Origin of the sequence: Anaerofilum hominis, from assembly GCF_014287275.1 — a bacterium.
GTDB classification, from domain to species: domain Bacteria; phylum Bacillota; class Clostridia; order Oscillospirales; family Ruminococcaceae; genus Pygmaiobacter; species Pygmaiobacter hominis.
The window spans coordinates 1-13367 of record NZ_JACONZ010000002.1 but is presented as its reverse complement, the minus strand read 5'-3'; the positions used below and the strand labels follow the sequence as shown (position 1 = coordinate 13367).

The window sequence follows — 13367 nt, the reverse complement described above, 5'->3', positions numbered from 1 at the left end:
TCATCTCCTGGTTACCGCCATTTTACGATGGCGTTTTTTTGACTTCGCTTCTTCAATCGGCAGCAGCCCCATCAATGCAGTTGCGCCGTATCCCCAGACGTAATCTGAGAGACCATGCGAAAGCAAACTGCTGACAGCGCAGAGCCCAAAATAAAGGATAATAAGCCCGCCCAGAACAAGGCATCCCGTTTTTACTCCTTTGCTGCTAGGGAGACAGACTTTACCTGCGATTAAGGTGCCAACGCCCACCCCTGCCAGCCCCATGCCGAACAGGGCATACAGCAGAGGGGTGGACGGCCAGCTCAAAAGAGCTGCGAGCCACCTCACGGACAGAAGAAAGCCGAAAAGTACCCCTGTCACAAAATAGGCGGCATAGCCCAGCACCGCTCCCAGCACGAACCCTATGATGTTTCTTCCCCACACCGCTGCATTTTTCTGTTGTCCCTCCATTTTTTTCACGTCCCTATTCCTTTTTTAATTTACAGTAACAGATTGAACGGATAGTCGATCAGCTCCATGCGGTAGCGCGCCAGCTCTGCGGGGAGGCCGAGGCAGCGGCTAACGGTTTGGATGTCGCGATCTATATAGGCATATAGATCGGCGTCGTCTGGATAAAGACAGCAGACGGCAAATTGGTCGGCCTCCCGCTCATACGGAGATGTTTTGAAAAAGGTTCGGCTGTCCATAAAAATACGGTTGACCTCCCGATGCATCAAAAAATGACCGATTTCATGAAATAGCACAAAGCGGCGCGAGAAGTCGTCCAGATCATCCGCGATAAAGATCAGGTTGCTGCGTTTCATACGGACCAGAAAGCCCCGCAGATCGACAAGGGAGGATGGGAGGATGCGGATATTCAGAGCGGCGCAAAGCTCGTCCGGGTCGGCGGTGTGCAACCTTGTTATGACGGCCTCGGCCAGTTCTTTCGGCTTCATGGATCACTCCTCCTGATCCTTGCTTTTTCGATATTTTTTGGGTGTGTATTTTTCTTTGTTTAACTTCTTGGCATACTCCAGCCCCATTGCAAGTGCATTACGGATGCTTTCCCGCGCTTCGGGGCTGGCGGGATCGCCATCAAACATGAGGGTGTCCTGTTCCTCCAGATCCCGCATTATTTTTTCGAGATCGCGGGCAATGTCCCGCCGGTCCCGTGCCGTTAACCCGTCGCTATCTGCGGCGGGCTCTTTTTTTGTGTCGTTGCCGAGGAGATAGTCTACAGATACGCCGAAGTAAGCGGCTATCCGCTGCGCTTTATCAAGCTTAATAGTGGTGGAGCGTCCATTTTTTAGGGCGGTCATGGTGTTCCTGGAATATCCCAGGTCATTACACATTTTCCCAGGAGATACCCCCTTTTGCTGGCACAACTCCAAAATTTTTTCATATACAGATGCCATAAAAGAGTCTCCTTTTTTGTGCAGGCCTACAAAGTACAACTAGTTGTCCAAAATCTATTGACTTGTACAACGCATTGTACTATCATATAGTCATGAAATGTACAACGGATTGCACTTAATGATGTTTGCAATTTCATAATAGTACAATCATTTGTACAAGTCAATGACTTCTTGAAGGAAAGGAGGGTTTTCGGCAAGATGGCTGAATATACCACGTTTGGCTTGGTAGTTAAAACGAAACTTCTTGGGCCTCCTGTACGCACACAGGAATGGCTTTGTGCGGCGGTGAATGCGGACACGGGCTTGAAAATCGACAGTGCGTACATGAGCAAAATATTGACAGGCCAACGCACATCTGCGCGTGTTGCACAGAGCATCTGCAAAATTCTGGGCATCGAAGCGGATGAAAAATAAAAACCGCCCCAGAGGGCGGCGGGAAAGAGGAGCACATGAAAAAGGAAACAGGAACTCAGCACGATCTGTTGAACGCCAACAATGCCTGTCACATACCTGTCGTAGGGTACATGGTGCAGGACGAAAACGGAAACTGGCATATGGACAAGGAGCGCAGCCAATGGGCCGACATTCCGGCTGATACTATTGCGCAATTCCTCATCCAGCGTATGGGCGGCAGTATTCCCGAGGCCGATGTACCGGCCGTAGAGGTGAGCTGATGCGGCGCTATCAATACCGCCTGCTGATGCTCTCGCTGGCTGCGGCGCTGGGCGTTGCGCTGCTGGGGGCCGGATGGGCCATCGAGGCACAGGCCGCCCGGAGAGACGTTGAGCTGGCCGGGCGGGACGCGGAGATCGCGGGTCTTGCAGCACAGGTGGACGAGCTGTCGTCCCGGGCGCTGCTGCCGGCAGGGATGGGAGCCCAATATATCGGAAACTTTCGGTGCACCTCTTATTGCACCGAGCGATACCCGCACATCTGCGGCACAGGTGACGGGATCACGGCCAGCGGAGCGCCGGTAACAGCAGGGCTGACCATCGCCGTGGACCCGGAGATCATCCCGCTGGGGTCCGTCGTGTATGTGCAGGATGTAGGCGTAAGGGTGGCCCAGGACATCGGCGGCGCGGTGCAGGGTTACTGCATCGATGTGGCGGTCGAGGGCAGCCACGAGGACGCGCTGCGGTGGCCGGGGTATGGATGGCATGATGTCTGGCTGCTGGGAGGTGACACATCATGCGCTGGCTGATCTCGGCCCTGCTGGTCCTGTCCACCTGTCACCCGCTGTTTTTTCTGGCGGCGGCAGTGGTATTGGCAATTTGGGCCAACGGGCAAAAAGAAAGTGCCTGCCAGAGTAGCAGCTCTGACAAGCGCAACAGCTAAGGGTTCTTAACCACCCTCAGCATAATCAAATTTCGATATTTTGTCAAGGAGGGTTTGAAATGGAGAGCAACGACGCTGCCGCACGGCGGCGGAATCAGGGGCAGATGCTGCGCCGGCTGGCCCGCATCCAGCGGGAGATCCATGGCGCGGTGGAGAGTTGTGGGGGCGTACTGGACGTCACCCATGACGGTGTGCTGCTGTCCGAAAGGTTGTTCCACACCTGTTTTAGAGTTTGGCGCAAAGAGCCGCTGGAGGATAATCCCTACGCCTGTGCAAGGCTGGAAGCCTATGCGGGCGGGGTGCGGTTTTATGCCTACATAGAGGGGGCCGCAGATGCTGGGCACCGTTGAGGACGTGCGGTTTGATCTTGCCGGCTACGATGACGCGGTGGAGAGCTGGGACGAGTATCTGGCCCGGATTTTAAAAGAAGAACAGGACACAAATCAGGAGGCACAGTATGATTTTACAACCAAGTGAGATGGACTTTTCCAACAAGAATTTTTCCATGATCATCAGCGGCAGCCCCGGTATTGGGAAAACGACGCTGGCGCTGTCTGCGCCGGACCCGGTACTGATCGACTTTGACAAGGGCATCAGCCGGGTGCGGGCACAGCACCGCAAGGCCGCCATTGTCTGCGACACCTACGAGGAAGTACTGAAAGACATACAAAGCCCGGAGGTCAAGGCTGCCAAGACGCTGGTGCTGGACACCGGCGGCGCTTTTATCACTTATCTGCAGGACTGGGCCATGCGGGATAACCCCGCTCTCAACCAGCAGAAAAACGGCGCTATTTCTCTAAAAGGATTCGGCGCGGTAAAGTCCGAGTTCGTGCGCTTCACCAACGTCTTGCAGTACACAATGAACAAAAACATCATATACATCTTTCACACCATGGAGGAACGGGATAAAGACATCACAAAGCAGCGCCTGATGTGCGAGGGCGCTGCGCGGAACATTGTATGGCAGCCCTGTGACCTTGGATGCTTTGTGCAGATGGTGGGAGACAAACGGTTTTGTGGATTTTCTCCCACAGAGGAGTATTTCGCTAAAGGCTGTTACGGGATCACCGGGCTGATCGAAGTGCCGGAACTGTCCAGTGGGACACCGAACGATTTTATCACCCGGCTGTTTGATCGGGCCCGGGAAAATATTGCGGCCGAGAGCGCCCAAAATGCCAAAGAAATGATGGGATATGACCAGGCAATGAAAAATGTCCGAGCTATTATGGCCGAGGTCGTGGACGCGGAGACGGCAAACCAGGCGGCCGGCCAGATGAGAGATCTGCAACACCATCTGACCAGCGAGCGGGAGGGGCGTGAACTGTTTCGCGCAAAGGTGAAAGAGTTGGGGCTGACATATAACAAGCAGGAACAGAGATATGAGTAATCGCTTTCTGGTGACCCAAAGCTTGCTGTCAAGCTGGCTGTGGCTGTATAAGGCGTCCGACCCGGAAAAATCCCAGATGGATTTCCTACGGGTACTGGAACGCCGAAAAGAACGTCCTACCGGTCCGATGCTGGACGGCATCCAATTTGAAAATATGGTCACCGCCTGCTGCACAGGCAGCCCGCCGGCTACAGAACACAAGTGGGCCGCGGGAGTGGAGGCGGTTAGCGGGATCGTGCAGGGCGGACAATTCCAGGTCGCGGCCTCAGTGCGGAGGCGGATCGAGGATACTGATTTTGTCCTTTATGGACGGCTGGATGCACTGAAAGCAGGTGTGATCTATGACATCAAGTTCAGCCGCAGCTATGAGCCGGGCAAGTTTTTGGACAGCCCACAGCATCCCATGTACTTTGAATGCTGTCCAGAGGTCCAAAAGTTCGTCTATCTTGTCAGCAACGGCACAGACCTCTGCCGGGAGGAATATCTGCGTGAGGATACTCCGCCCATTGAACTGACGATACGTCAGTTTATCCGATATTTGAAAAGCGCGGGCCTTTTGGCGACCTATTACAACAACTGGAGAAGCAAATATTAAGGAGGAAAACAGGTATGAGCATTATGGATGGATTCGAACGGGAAGCGCCGGCAAAGCGCGAGGGAGATTACCGTGCAAAGATCAGTGCAGTAGAAGAAACAGTGAGCAAAACGAGCGGCAGCCCGATGCTGGTTGTGACTGTGGCCCCGGACGGGCTGACCAATTTTAGAGGTGAGCAGATCACGATCAGGATTTACATTGTCAAAAACGAGAGGTACAACCAAAACGTGACACGTCTGCTGGACTGTTTTGCTATCCCCGACGAACGGGCGCGGACGATCTGGGGCTGGACGGGCTTCAGCGGCGGCGTGCGGCTGGGAGAAGATGACCAGGGCTTTCTGAAAGTCAGACGATATCTCACCCGCGAGCAGTTCGACAAGCTGCCTCCCTGGAGCGGCGAGGAACCGCACCCGCAGGAGATCACCCGGGACTTTGCAGATACGTCGGATGATGAAGACATGCCTTTTTGAGGTGCGCTTATGAAGACAGAATATAGCGAGGCGCAGGTACGCAGGATCTTGAAACAGATGCAGATCGTGGGCGACACACGGGAGCAGGTCTGCGGACATGTGGAACGGGCCCTGGCCGACCTGGGGTGTCCCCTGGTCCGTGGAAAGCTGGACCAGGGAGACTATACCGCCCTGTTGCCGATCGCGGCGTTTCCGGGGTTTGAAAGAATCGATGGTTTTACCAGCCTTGCGGATGAGGTCGTGATCGAGAGAAAGGCGAATCTGGATGAGATCGCCGGGAACTTTACGGTGGATCGGCCGCGATTTGAGCGGGAATTTCTGCGCGCCAAAGCCGCGGACATAAAAGTTTTCCTGCTCATCGAAAACGCCAGCTGGCAGGCGATCTGGAGCCACGATTACCGCAGCCGCCTCGCCCCCAGCCCCTTTGCGGCCAGCCTGATGAGCTGGCAGGTAAAGTACAACGTGACCATCAATTTTTGCCGGCCGGAGGAGACCGGGAAGCTGATTTACGGCATCCTGTATTATTGGCTGCGCTGCCGGTTAGAAGATGGCCGGCGCCCTGTAGCGGGAAAACTATAAAGTGAGGCGGTGAACACATGCCGAACAGGATCATCAAGGAAAGTATTTGCACAAGCGAGACTCTGAGCGGTCTAAATTGGTTCGAAGAGGTCCTTTTTTACCGGCTGATCGTAAATTGTGATGACTTTGGCCGGTTTTACGCCGACAGCAGGATCATAAACGGCAAGCTGTTCGCCTTAAAAGAGGTCACGAACAAACAAATAAACGCCGCGCTTGTCAAGCTTTCAGAGAGCGGTTTGCTGCGAATTTACGAAATAGACAAAAGAAAATATCTTGAGTTGTGCACATGGTCGAAACACCAGAAAGTGAGGGCGAAAAAGAGCAAATTTCCGGCACCTGCGGACAATTGCAGGCAGTTGAATCCAGTTGAAAACAATTGCGAACAATTGTCTGCAAATGTTCCCGTATTCGTATTCGATAACGTATTCGATAACGATATCGATAACGCGGACACATCTGCAGACAAAAATATTTTTGGCGAGTTCAAAAACGTTGAACTGACGGGCGACGAGCATGAGAAGCTGGTGGACAGCTTGGGCGACCGGGGCGCTGCCGAATATATCGACCGCCTCTCCGCCTATCTCGCACAAACCGGTAAAGCGTATAAGAGCCATTACGCCACGATGTTGAACTGGTGGAGAAAAGATGGAAAGCCGGTGAACCGGTCCGCTGCGGTGGTCCCAAAACTGGAACCGGACAAAGCGCGGGATGTGGAGCATATGACAGCCCGGGAGGTGTTCGGGGGTGACTACTGATGGATACCCTATTGGCGGAGGAGAGCGTGCTGGGATGCATGCTGCTGTTCCCGGAGGAAACGGAGAACATCCATGAACGCTTAAAAGCGGAAATGTTCTCAGAGGCGCCGCTGCGCCGCATTTATGAGGCCTGCGGCCAATTAAGGGCAGAGGGCAAGACGCCGGATTTTGTGACCGCGCAGAGCGTGCTGGGGAGCTCTTATCAAAAGCTGATGCTGGAGTGCTGTGAGACGGCGCCCAGCGTGTCGCGCCTGGCGGATTATGCCGGAATCGTGCTGGAGGGCTGGCGGGTCAGAGAGTTGACGGCAGTCGCTGTAAGCGCACAAATAGAGGGCGGCACGTCCGCGGAGCTGATTGCCCGTTACAGGGCGGCGTTGGACCGGCAGGAGGCTATCACGGCGGCTCTGAAAGAGGCAGGCATCAAGGATTTCGTGGAGGCGGCGACGGAGTATCTGCAAAGTCTGTATGAGCCGGATAAATCGATCAAAACCGGTTGGCGAGACTTTGACCGCGTCGTGGGAGGGCTGCAGCGCAAAAGTGTGGTCGTGATCGCCGCGCGTCCGGGCAAGGGCAAAACGGATTTCGCGCTGCAAATGGCAACTCAGGTCGCGCTCGATCACCAGGTGAACTACAACAGCATGGAAATGCCGACCGACCAGCTGCTGCAGCGCGTAGTGAGCCGCGGAACGAAGATCAATTCTATCCGGCTGCGGGACCGGGACCTGACAGAGGAGGACCGGGCAAAAATCGCAAAAGTGCTGGATCTGCAGGCAAAATGTTTGAAGATCAATTTCGATGAGACTACGCACATCGATGCTGAAGTGGTGGAGGGCAAGATCGCTCGCTATCACCCGGATGTGCTGTTCATCGATCATCTCGGTCTTATGTCTGCGCGGGAGCAGAAGAAAAATCAGTGGGAAGAGATCGCCGCCACTACCCATGAACTGAAAGCGCTTGCCATGAAGCATGACCTGTGCATTGTGGAGCTGGTGCAGCTATCCCGTGCCACCGACGGGCGGAGGCCTACTCAAGGCGATCTGTACGGAGGCGCAGCGGTGGAACAGGACGCGGATGTGGTGATCGCCCTGGAGGTGGAGAAATTCGAGGGGTTCTTATCCGGGGACCGCAGCGCGGAGGTTACGGCGAGCATCCTCAAGAATCGGCACGGGGGTGTCGGAGAGTTGAAGTTTGCCTGGCAGCCGCAGTATCACAGCTATGTCAGCTATGAGACAAGATATGAAAGCTGAAATTGGGTCGGGTTTACGGGGGTGGCTACCTGGAAATCAAGGAGGTCGACAATGGATAAAGAGATGATCGTCACGGAGCTGCGGTGCTTCGATTTTCGCGCCGATTGCAAGAGCTGTCATTATCACGAGGCTGGCGCTCCCTACCCGTATAGATTATATTGGGACGCGGCAGATCTGATCAAGGAGCAGGCCGCAGAGATCGAGCGGCAGGCCGCAGAGATCGAGCGGCTGACGGCGGAGAGGGACGCGGCGCAACGAGCACTCCGGCTATCGATCGAAACGTACTCTGTTGATACGATGCAAACAGAACGACTTGAACGATATTACATAAAGCGGGCTTATCGCCTCCTGGGGGCCGAGGAGGGAGAAAATCATGAGTAAACATATAACTCCGATATGCAAAATTTGCAGTTACATGAAACTTACTGGGTATTGTGCGGTAAACAGAAATAACAGGGGAAATCCCAGAGGATCTTGTTTCTGCGAACACCCGGATGCTGAGGAAACATTTTATAAGGTTTGCCCACATAGTCCGAGGATGGCAAAGTTCATCGGATTCACGGTAATGGGTGGGAATGTCCCTCAGCTCAAAAGTTCGCCCAGATGGTGTCCGCTGCGCATGGAGTGCGAGGAGACAAGGGAGGCCGCCGATGAGTAAAAAGCTAGAGCAGAGCCTAACAGAGACACATCGTGTTATCATGCCAACAGATAAGGCGCTGGAATACCTGACAGCACTCAAAGACTACGCAAACGCAAAGTTACCAGACCCATGTTTTGCAATTGCTCTGAGCATGGCTATTGACTGCATGAACCGCGCCGAGACCGCGGTCACCGAGCCGCTGACGCTGGAACGGTTTGAAGAAATCTGCGAGGCAGTACACAACGGCTGGTGGCAAGAAAAAGTCAATCAAGGTGTAACAGACCACCCGGACATGAAACCATATGCTGATTTGGCAGAGGCCACCAAAGACTATGACCGGGCGACTGTTTGTCGAGTGCTGGATGCACTCGGGATTGCCTACCGCCAGCCGGAAGGGGGCGAGGGGTAATGGTCAAAAACTGTGATAGCTGCGCAGGGGCAAAGGATGGCGTTGACTGTATTGACTGCCGTGCGGGGCATACGCCCAGCAAATGGAGACCAGGAGCGAACTATATCCCGCCTACAAATGCTGACCGCATCCGGGCCATGAGTGATGAGGAGCTGGCAGAGTTTCTGACATACTTCGACAGGTGTGAAATCTGCGACAATAACAAATACCGCTGCATCGAGCGGTGCATCGGAAGAGTGCTGAACTGGCTCACCCAGCCCGCGCAGGAGGAGGGATAGACGATGGTAACTATTGACGAAATGAAAGAGTGCATCCAGGAGTGGATGGGACAGACACGTGCTCCCGTTGAACTCGCGCGTACCTATGCAGAAATATACCGAGAGCTGGACCGGCAACTCGAAATCTGCATGGATTGTTTGACCGTGAATTGGAGTGAGTAGACGATGGAAAGATTGACCGAACACTATGGCGACAGATGCATCCGCATCAAGGGATGCACCAGCGCCTACCTTAACAAGGAGCGCAAAAGCGCGCCTGCCAGTAATGCCGTGGTACGCCTCGCTGCCTACGAGGACACGGGACTGGAGCCGGAGGAAATCATCGAGTTGAAAGCCAGAATGGAGGGGCTGGAGAAATGAAATTGGAAAGACTGACAAACCCCATTGACAAGCCATATTACAGCGACATGGAGGAGCGCCTGCTGGACATCGAGAACATCCTGGGCGACGACTACGACCTTGACCGCCTCCGCGAACTGGCCCAGGCTGACCGGGAGGGGCGGTGCGTGGTGCTGCCGTACAAGCCGCCGAAGCCAAGGCGGATTTGGAAATCAAAAAAGGAGTAGGCCATGGAAAAACTGAGCAATAAATGCCCTTGCAATACGCCGGATTGCCCACACGGAGGTCAATGTGACTACGGGTGCGAAAAGTATGTCGAATGGATGACCCAAATAAGAGCATCGCTTGAGGCCTACGAGAACACGGGGCTTACGCCTGAGGAAATCGAGCGCATTTTAGACGCTTATGGGCGTGGAATGACTTTGCGGACGGAATCAGGCCAACGGCTGGAGATCATCCGAGATATTCCAACGAGCCGCCTCCGAGAACTGGTCAGGGCGGATTGGGAAGTAAAAAAAGAGCAGTACATGACGGAAATTGAACAGCATATCCAGACCCTTAACGTGATGCAGGCCCAGTATAGCCACATCCGCCGCAGTGAGGCGGAGTGGCAGGCTGTCGAGGCTGCAAAGGATGCCTTCCGCGAGAAGCAGGAGCGGGAGAAGGGTTGCGAGTCATGCTGTACGGAGCATACCGATTGGGGCGAAGGAGGAGCACACGACTTTCGCATACACGGGGACACGCTGTCCTACTTTGACCATGCATTCGGTTGGGAGGGTGTAAATATTAGATTCTGCCCCATGTGTGGCCGCATGCTGACCGAAAAATAACATCCGGCCTGAGCCGGGGGAGGCAGATATGGAAAGCCAAGAGAAATACTGTTCCGATTGCGAGTACTGGAATTATAACGCTTTCACCGAGCGCAAATATGGAATGGGCGTGGGCCTGTGCAGACAGGACAACCATGAGCGGTTTTGTAATCGGTGCGCTTGCATTGTGTTTGTCACGAGAAAGGAGGCCCAGCATGGATGATCTGATCAGCCGTGAGGCGCTGAAAGAAAGGATGAACCTAACGGAGGAAAAAGAGAAAATATGAGACTGATTGATGCCGATAAAATTCCATACGTGAAAAGTGAAGACGGTGTACTGGAAGATTTCGTTTACCGCTACGATATCAATGCACTTCCCACCGTTGAAGCCGCGCCGGTGGTGCACGGGCGGTGGATATGGAGTCCCAAATATTGCAAATGGATATGCTCCGCATGTGCAGGTCGAGAGGGCGAGTGCGTCACACCCATCTGTAAGTGGTGCGGAGCTCGGATGGACCTGATGGAGGGAGACATGACGTGAAACTCGTAGACAAATCCAAAAAATCAAACCGTCGCTGCTGTAATTGTGCGCATTGGTCTGGCGGGTCCAGCGATGAGTATATCCCTTGTCTAAAGTTAAGCGAGATAAAAAGCTACTGGAACTGCTGTAAAAACTTTAGGTGGAGCAGAGACAAGCAATATGTGGCAGAGGAGGCGCGGGACGATGGGTCAGTGGATCAGTGTCAAGGAGAGGCTGCCGGAAGATGACCTGACTATAAAAAAACATATTGAAAGAGAGGAATTCTGTTTTTTGACCGTGCTTGTGTATAACGGCGTGGTAAAGCAAACTAATAGATATTTTTGCAATGCTCCGAAGTTTGGGCTTCTTAGAACAGATGGATGGGCGTGGGCGTCAAGCAATGTCACTCATTGGATGCCACTGCCGGACCCGCCGGAGGATCTCCAGCCATGACCCGTGCAGAGTTGGATCGGCAGACGGACCTCCAAAACGGGATCACCGTCTGCAAGGGCTGCTATTATTACCGCGGTGCCGGTGGAGTGCCTGGCACGTACATGATGTGCCATTATGCTTGCGATACTGGTACGCTGCGAGGCATACGCCCGGCGGACTGCTACAGGCATGTGGGCACGCCATATCGGGCAGCGGCCTACAGGGGCCGGCACGGGCCGGATATCAAGGTCAGGAGGAAGAAAAAAACAAAGGTGGGAGAGTAAAAAAATATTATAAATTTTTTAAAAGGTCCAGTTTTCTGAAAAAATTAGACGCATAGTGTTGAAGTTAGGATAAATTTCTTCTAAGGTTCGAAACTTTCTTAAAAAGTAAAATATATTTTTCATCCAGATATTGGTTCCAAAAACATCTTCAAGAAAAACATCATTAAATTCTAGGGGGTATATATCCTTCCATACAGATATGCGACCTAAAAGTTGCATTATAATATACATTTCACTTTCTGCATTTTTTGCCGCATGATACTCTTTAAAAGTAACCTCAATAATATATGGAAATGCTGTTGTTAATATATACTGTAATTCTTCTTTTTTATTGGCAGAATTCTTCTCAGAAAAGGTTAAAAGAAATTTAAGGCCTAATTCTCTTGCGTGATATTCAGACCACATTTGAAACATTAAATAGTCATCACTTGATAACAAGGGATCATAGGATTTTAATTTTTCTTTTTGTGCCATCAAGTAAAAATCTATAGCATGTGTTAATTCATGAAGATATGTACCTATTGGGGTTAACTCCGTGTCCTTATGAGAAAAATATTCTATAATTTTGTTTTTATTCAGAAGTATATGAATAGGTTCGCCAACTAGTGGGGGGAGAACCATTTGACCGTTGTAGTTGTCGAAGTCTTCAATTTTCTGAACAGTTAACGTGTCTTTCAAATCTGGACGCAGAGCAAGATGTGATTTGCTGAGGCTTGAAGTGATATTTATGTTAATAATTTGGGAGGGGGCTAGAATTTTCATATCAGGATATAAGTTATAGTACAAATTTGTTAAACTTGGCAAAGTTTTTACAAAGGTTTCAAGATTCAAGTCTTTCATTGTAGCTCCCCTTTTCGTTAAACAAAAAGCATTTAATTTTTTTCAACCACACTTTAAATCATAATTTTTGTCATTATAACACCTGATAGCAAACAATGCCACAAAAAATAGAATGCTTCTGGGCTGCTAAAAAGGATTAAAGAAAATGATTTTTGATGAGATAGCAGATATCATGAATAAAGAGAGTGCACGTAGTATTGCTCAAAAAACGGGGTTGTCTAAAAGCAAGGTTTCTCGACTTCAAAAGGGCTTGCCATTTTATTTTGACTACAATACTGTGTTCGCTCTGCAACGAAGGGGATACGAAATCAAACTTGAGAAAATGTCCCACGAAAAGGACACCAAATGATTTACACTGAACTTAGGAGAAATCCTAAGTTTTTTTATTTAAGGGTAACGCAGAAGAGAGGAGGGCCCAGCATGACCGTGAAACAGGAAGCTTTTGTGCGGGGCCTGGTAGAGGGCAAGAGCCAACGTGACGCCTATCGGGATGCCTATAACTGCACGGAGGCAACAGACAGGACCGTGGACAACAAGGCGTCCAAGCTGTTTGCGCGGGCCGAGGTGCGGGCTAGGTACGATGCATTGATGGGCGAGGTAAGGGCCAAGGCAGACGGCGAGACGATCGCCACCGCTGCGCAGGTGCTGGAGGAACTCACGGCGATGGCGTTTGGCACAAAGACTTATCCGGGCCTTGATATGTTCGGTAACCCGGTGGAGCGCCCGGTGAGTGTCACGCAGCGGCTCAAGGCGCTGGAGCTTTTAGGGCGCAAGCACAAACTGTTTACCGACAATGTGGCGGTCGACAGTGAGGGCGCGCTGGAGGTCAAGCTGAGGGTGATCCGGTGACGCTGGACATCGACATCACGGCGCGGCAGCTGGCATTTGTGCGGGCAAAAGCGTTTGAGGTGCTGTTCGGAGGCGCGGCGGGCGGGGGCAAAAGCTATGGACAGCTGATCGACGCGCTGCTGTATGCGCTGCGGTATCCGGGCTCAAAGCAGCTCATCCTGCGCCGCACCTACCCGGACCTGGAGCGGTCGCTGATTTTGGAGCA

At 52.4% G+C, this 13367-nt stretch carries 27 protein-coding genes and 1 pseudogene; 24 read left to right on the top strand and 4 right to left on the bottom strand.

Annotated features, from left to right (window positions below):
- The 3 genes from H8S23_RS05250 to H8S23_RS05240 are packed head-to-tail and all read right to left on the bottom strand — an operon-like array spanning position 1 to position 1394.
- Positions 1-459 (bottom strand): hypothetical protein, encoded by a 459-nt coding sequence (locus H8S23_RS05250; protein WP_186887282.1) that lies wholly within the window; start codon positions 457-459, stop codon positions 1-3.
- 20 nt (positions 460-479) lie between these two features.
- Entirely contained in the window at positions 480-935 is a 456-nt protein-coding gene (locus H8S23_RS05245; RefSeq protein WP_186887281.1) for an ImmA/IrrE family metallo-endopeptidase, read from the bottom strand.
- Between the two features lie 3 nt (positions 936-938).
- Positions 939-1394: a helix-turn-helix domain-containing protein gene (locus H8S23_RS05240; RefSeq protein ID WP_186887280.1), complete on the bottom strand. Its 456-nt coding sequence runs from the start codon at positions 1392-1394 to the stop codon at positions 939-941.
- 198 nt (positions 1395-1592) lie between these two features.
- On the opposite strand from H8S23_RS05240, the gene H8S23_RS05235 reads away from it, so the two are divergent.
- From H8S23_RS05235 to H8S23_RS05135, 21 genes are all read left to right on the top strand, one after another.
- Positions 1593-1808, top strand: coding sequence for an XRE family transcriptional regulator (locus H8S23_RS05235; RefSeq protein WP_186887279.1), 216 nt, complete (start codon positions 1593-1595; stop codon positions 1806-1808).
- Between the two features lie 35 nt (positions 1809-1843).
- Positions 1844-2068: a hypothetical protein gene (locus H8S23_RS05230; protein ID WP_186887278.1), complete on the top strand. Its 225-nt coding sequence runs from the start codon at positions 1844-1846 to the stop codon at positions 2066-2068.
- Entirely contained in the window at positions 2068-2595 is a 528-nt protein-coding gene (locus H8S23_RS05225) for a 3D domain-containing protein (RefSeq protein ID WP_207721102.1), read from the top strand. Before H8S23_RS05230 ends, H8S23_RS05225 begins: the two co-directional genes overlap by 1 nt.
- Positions 2583-2729 (top strand): hypothetical protein, encoded by a 147-nt coding sequence (locus tag H8S23_RS05220; protein WP_186887277.1) that lies wholly within the window; start codon positions 2583-2585, stop codon positions 2727-2729. Before H8S23_RS05225 ends, H8S23_RS05220 begins: the two co-directional genes overlap by 13 nt.
- 59 nt (positions 2730-2788) lie before the next feature.
- Positions 2789-3079 carry a hypothetical protein gene (locus tag H8S23_RS05215; RefSeq protein ID WP_186887276.1) on the top strand — a complete coding sequence of 97 codons (291 nt, stop codon included), beginning with the start codon at positions 2789-2791 and terminating at the stop codon, positions 3077-3079.
- Positions 3063-3206 carry a hypothetical protein gene (locus tag H8S23_RS05210; RefSeq protein WP_186887275.1) on the top strand — a complete coding sequence of 48 codons (144 nt, stop codon included), beginning with the start codon at positions 3063-3065 and terminating at the stop codon, positions 3204-3206. The genes H8S23_RS05215 and H8S23_RS05210 overlap by 17 nt, the downstream gene beginning before the upstream one ends.
- Positions 3187-4116, top strand: a complete 930-nt coding sequence (locus H8S23_RS05205; RefSeq protein WP_186887274.1) for an ATP-binding protein — start codon at positions 3187-3189, stop codon at positions 4114-4116. Before H8S23_RS05210 ends, H8S23_RS05205 begins: the two co-directional genes overlap by 20 nt.
- Positions 4109-4711 (top strand): hypothetical protein, encoded by a 603-nt coding sequence (locus H8S23_RS05200; protein WP_186887273.1) that lies wholly within the window; start codon positions 4109-4111, stop codon positions 4709-4711. Before H8S23_RS05205 ends, H8S23_RS05200 begins: the two co-directional genes overlap by 8 nt.
- A gap of 23 nt (positions 4712-4734) precedes the next feature.
- Positions 4735-5181, top strand: a complete 447-nt coding sequence (locus H8S23_RS05195) for a hypothetical protein (protein WP_186887272.1) — start codon at positions 4735-4737, stop codon at positions 5179-5181.
- A 9-nt stretch (positions 5182-5190) separates the two neighbouring features.
- Positions 5191-5760 carry an ERCC4 domain-containing protein gene (locus H8S23_RS05190; protein ID WP_186887271.1) on the top strand — a complete coding sequence of 190 codons (570 nt, stop codon included), beginning with the start codon at positions 5191-5193 and terminating at the stop codon, positions 5758-5760.
- Between the two features lie 17 nt (positions 5761-5777).
- A complete protein-coding gene (locus tag H8S23_RS05185) occupies positions 5778-6515 on the top strand; it encodes a transcriptional regulator (RefSeq protein WP_186887270.1) in 738 nt (245 codons plus the stop codon).
- Positions 6515-7762 (top strand): replicative DNA helicase, encoded by a 1248-nt coding sequence (locus H8S23_RS05180; RefSeq protein ID WP_186887269.1) that lies wholly within the window; start codon positions 6515-6517, stop codon positions 7760-7762. Before H8S23_RS05185 ends, H8S23_RS05180 begins: the two co-directional genes overlap by 1 nt.
- Positions 7763-7813: 51 nt before the next feature.
- The gene (locus tag H8S23_RS05175) at positions 7814-8143 is read left to right on the top strand and encodes a hypothetical protein (protein ID WP_186887268.1); all 330 of its coding nucleotides are present in this window, start codon (positions 7814-7816) and stop codon (positions 8141-8143) included.
- A 269-nt stretch (positions 8144-8412) separates the two neighbouring features.
- Positions 8413-8811, top strand: a complete 399-nt coding sequence (locus tag H8S23_RS05170; protein WP_186887267.1) for a hypothetical protein — start codon at positions 8413-8415, stop codon at positions 8809-8811.
- 137 nt (positions 8812-8948) lie between these two features.
- Entirely contained in the window at positions 8949-9089 is a 141-nt protein-coding gene (locus H8S23_RS05165) for a hypothetical protein (protein ID WP_186887266.1), read from the top strand.
- 165 nt (positions 9090-9254) lie between these two features.
- The gene (locus tag H8S23_RS05160; protein WP_186887265.1) at positions 9255-9449 is read left to right on the top strand and encodes a hypothetical protein; all 195 of its coding nucleotides are present in this window, start codon (positions 9255-9257) and stop codon (positions 9447-9449) included.
- Positions 9446-9655 (top strand): cysteine peptidase family C39 domain-containing protein, encoded by a 210-nt coding sequence (locus H8S23_RS05155; protein ID WP_186887264.1) that lies wholly within the window; start codon positions 9446-9448, stop codon positions 9653-9655. The genes H8S23_RS05160 and H8S23_RS05155 overlap by 4 nt, the downstream gene beginning before the upstream one ends.
- Positions 9656-9658: 3 nt before the next feature.
- Positions 9659-10258 (top strand): hypothetical protein, encoded by a 600-nt coding sequence (locus tag H8S23_RS05150; protein WP_186887263.1) that lies wholly within the window; start codon positions 9659-9661, stop codon positions 10256-10258.
- 28 nt (positions 10259-10286) lie between these two features.
- Entirely contained in the window at positions 10287-10460 is a 174-nt protein-coding gene (locus H8S23_RS05145; protein WP_186887262.1) for a hypothetical protein, read from the top strand.
- Between the two features lie 60 nt (positions 10461-10520).
- Entirely contained in the window at positions 10521-10778 is a 258-nt protein-coding gene (locus H8S23_RS05140; RefSeq protein WP_186887261.1) for a hypothetical protein, read from the top strand.
- Positions 10779-10961: 183 nt separating this feature from the next.
- A complete protein-coding gene (locus H8S23_RS05135; RefSeq protein ID WP_186887260.1) occupies positions 10962-11210 on the top strand; it encodes a DUF551 domain-containing protein in 249 nt (82 codons plus the stop codon).
- Between the two features lie 281 nt (positions 11211-11491).
- Here the strand turns inward: H8S23_RS05135 and H8S23_RS05130 are convergent, their stop codons facing one another.
- The gene (locus H8S23_RS05130) at positions 11492-12313 is read right to left on the bottom strand and encodes a hypothetical protein (RefSeq protein ID WP_186887259.1); all 822 of its coding nucleotides are present in this window, start codon (positions 12311-12313) and stop codon (positions 11492-11494) included.
- A gap of 145 nt (positions 12314-12458) precedes the next feature.
- Here H8S23_RS05130 and H8S23_RS05125 point away from each other — a divergent pair, with 145 nt between their 5' ends.
- From H8S23_RS05125 to H8S23_RS05115, 3 genes and pseudogenes are all read left to right on the top strand, one after another.
- On the top strand, positions 12459-12662 hold the full coding sequence (locus H8S23_RS05125; protein WP_186887258.1) for a hypothetical protein: 204 nt from the start codon (positions 12459-12461) through the stop codon (positions 12660-12662).
- A 71-nt stretch (positions 12663-12733) separates the two neighbouring features.
- Positions 12734-13162 carry a terminase small subunit gene (locus H8S23_RS05120; protein ID WP_186887257.1) on the top strand — a complete coding sequence of 143 codons (429 nt, stop codon included), beginning with the start codon at positions 12734-12736 and terminating at the stop codon, positions 13160-13162.
- Positions 13159-13367: pseudogene (locus H8S23_RS05115) on the top strand (hypothetical protein); the annotation flags it as partial. The gene H8S23_RS05120 and the pseudogene H8S23_RS05115, both read left to right, overlap by 4 nt.

Excerpts from the sequence above, each read along its gene's own strand:
- H8S23_RS05215 (WP_186887276.1), top strand. The coding sequence starts at position 2,789 with ATGGAGAGCAACGACGCTGCCGCACGGCGGCGGAATCAGGGGCAGATG.
- H8S23_RS05160 (WP_186887265.1), top strand. The coding sequence starts at position 9,255 with ATGGAAAGATTGACCGAACACTATGGCGACAGATGCATCCGCATCAAG.
- H8S23_RS05245 (WP_186887281.1), bottom strand. The coding sequence starts at position 935 with ATGAAGCCGAAAGAACTGGCCGAGGCCGTCATAACAAGGTTGCACACC.
- H8S23_RS05150 (WP_186887263.1), top strand. The coding sequence starts at position 9,659 with ATGGAAAAACTGAGCAATAAATGCCCTTGCAATACGCCGGATTGCCCA.
- H8S23_RS05190 (WP_186887271.1), top strand. The coding sequence starts at position 5,191 with ATGAAGACAGAATATAGCGAGGCGCAGGTACGCAGGATCTTGAAACAG.
- H8S23_RS05180 (WP_186887269.1), top strand. The coding sequence starts at position 6,515 with ATGGATACCCTATTGGCGGAGGAGAGCGTGCTGGGATGCATGCTGCTG.
- H8S23_RS05130 (WP_186887259.1), bottom strand. The coding sequence starts at position 12,313 with ATGAAAGACTTGAATCTTGAAACCTTTGTAAAAACTTTGCCAAGTTTA.
- H8S23_RS05195 (WP_186887272.1), top strand. The coding sequence starts at position 4,735 with ATGGATGGATTCGAACGGGAAGCGCCGGCAAAGCGCGAGGGAGATTAC.
- H8S23_RS05200 (WP_186887273.1), top strand. The coding sequence starts at position 4,109 with ATGAGTAATCGCTTTCTGGTGACCCAAAGCTTGCTGTCAAGCTGGCTG.
- H8S23_RS05120 (WP_186887257.1), top strand. The coding sequence starts at position 12,734 with ATGACCGTGAAACAGGAAGCTTTTGTGCGGGGCCTGGTAGAGGGCAAG.
- H8S23_RS05185 (WP_186887270.1), top strand. The coding sequence starts at position 5,778 with ATGCCGAACAGGATCATCAAGGAAAGTATTTGCACAAGCGAGACTCTG.
- H8S23_RS05155 (WP_186887264.1), top strand. The coding sequence starts at position 9,446 with ATGAAATTGGAAAGACTGACAAACCCCATTGACAAGCCATATTACAGC.
- H8S23_RS05135 (WP_186887260.1), top strand. The coding sequence starts at position 10,962 with ATGGGTCAGTGGATCAGTGTCAAGGAGAGGCTGCCGGAAGATGACCTG.
- H8S23_RS05240 (WP_186887280.1), bottom strand. The coding sequence starts at position 1,394 with ATGGCATCTGTATATGAAAAAATTTTGGAGTTGTGCCAGCAAAAGGGG.
- H8S23_RS05140 (WP_186887261.1), top strand. The coding sequence starts at position 10,521 with ATGAGACTGATTGATGCCGATAAAATTCCATACGTGAAAAGTGAAGAC.
- H8S23_RS05210 (WP_186887275.1), top strand. The coding sequence starts at position 3,063 with ATGCTGGGCACCGTTGAGGACGTGCGGTTTGATCTTGCCGGCTACGAT.
- H8S23_RS05165 (WP_186887266.1), top strand. The coding sequence starts at position 8,949 with ATGAGTGATGAGGAGCTGGCAGAGTTTCTGACATACTTCGACAGGTGT.
- H8S23_RS05220 (WP_186887277.1), top strand. The coding sequence starts at position 2,583 with ATGCGCTGGCTGATCTCGGCCCTGCTGGTCCTGTCCACCTGTCACCCG.
- H8S23_RS05170 (WP_186887267.1), top strand. The coding sequence starts at position 8,413 with ATGAGTAAAAAGCTAGAGCAGAGCCTAACAGAGACACATCGTGTTATC.
- H8S23_RS05230 (WP_186887278.1), top strand. The coding sequence starts at position 1,844 with ATGAAAAAGGAAACAGGAACTCAGCACGATCTGTTGAACGCCAACAAT.
- H8S23_RS05175 (WP_186887268.1), top strand. The coding sequence starts at position 7,814 with ATGGATAAAGAGATGATCGTCACGGAGCTGCGGTGCTTCGATTTTCGC.
- H8S23_RS05145 (WP_186887262.1), top strand. The coding sequence starts at position 10,287 with ATGGAAAGCCAAGAGAAATACTGTTCCGATTGCGAGTACTGGAATTAT.
- H8S23_RS05125 (WP_186887258.1), top strand. The coding sequence starts at position 12,459 with ATGATTTTTGATGAGATAGCAGATATCATGAATAAAGAGAGTGCACGT.
- H8S23_RS05225 (WP_207721102.1), top strand. The coding sequence starts at position 2,068 with ATGCGGCGCTATCAATACCGCCTGCTGATGCTCTCGCTGGCTGCGGCG.
- H8S23_RS05205 (WP_186887274.1), top strand. The coding sequence starts at position 3,187 with ATGATTTTACAACCAAGTGAGATGGACTTTTCCAACAAGAATTTTTCC.
- H8S23_RS05235 (WP_186887279.1), top strand. The coding sequence starts at position 1,593 with ATGGCTGAATATACCACGTTTGGCTTGGTAGTTAAAACGAAACTTCTT.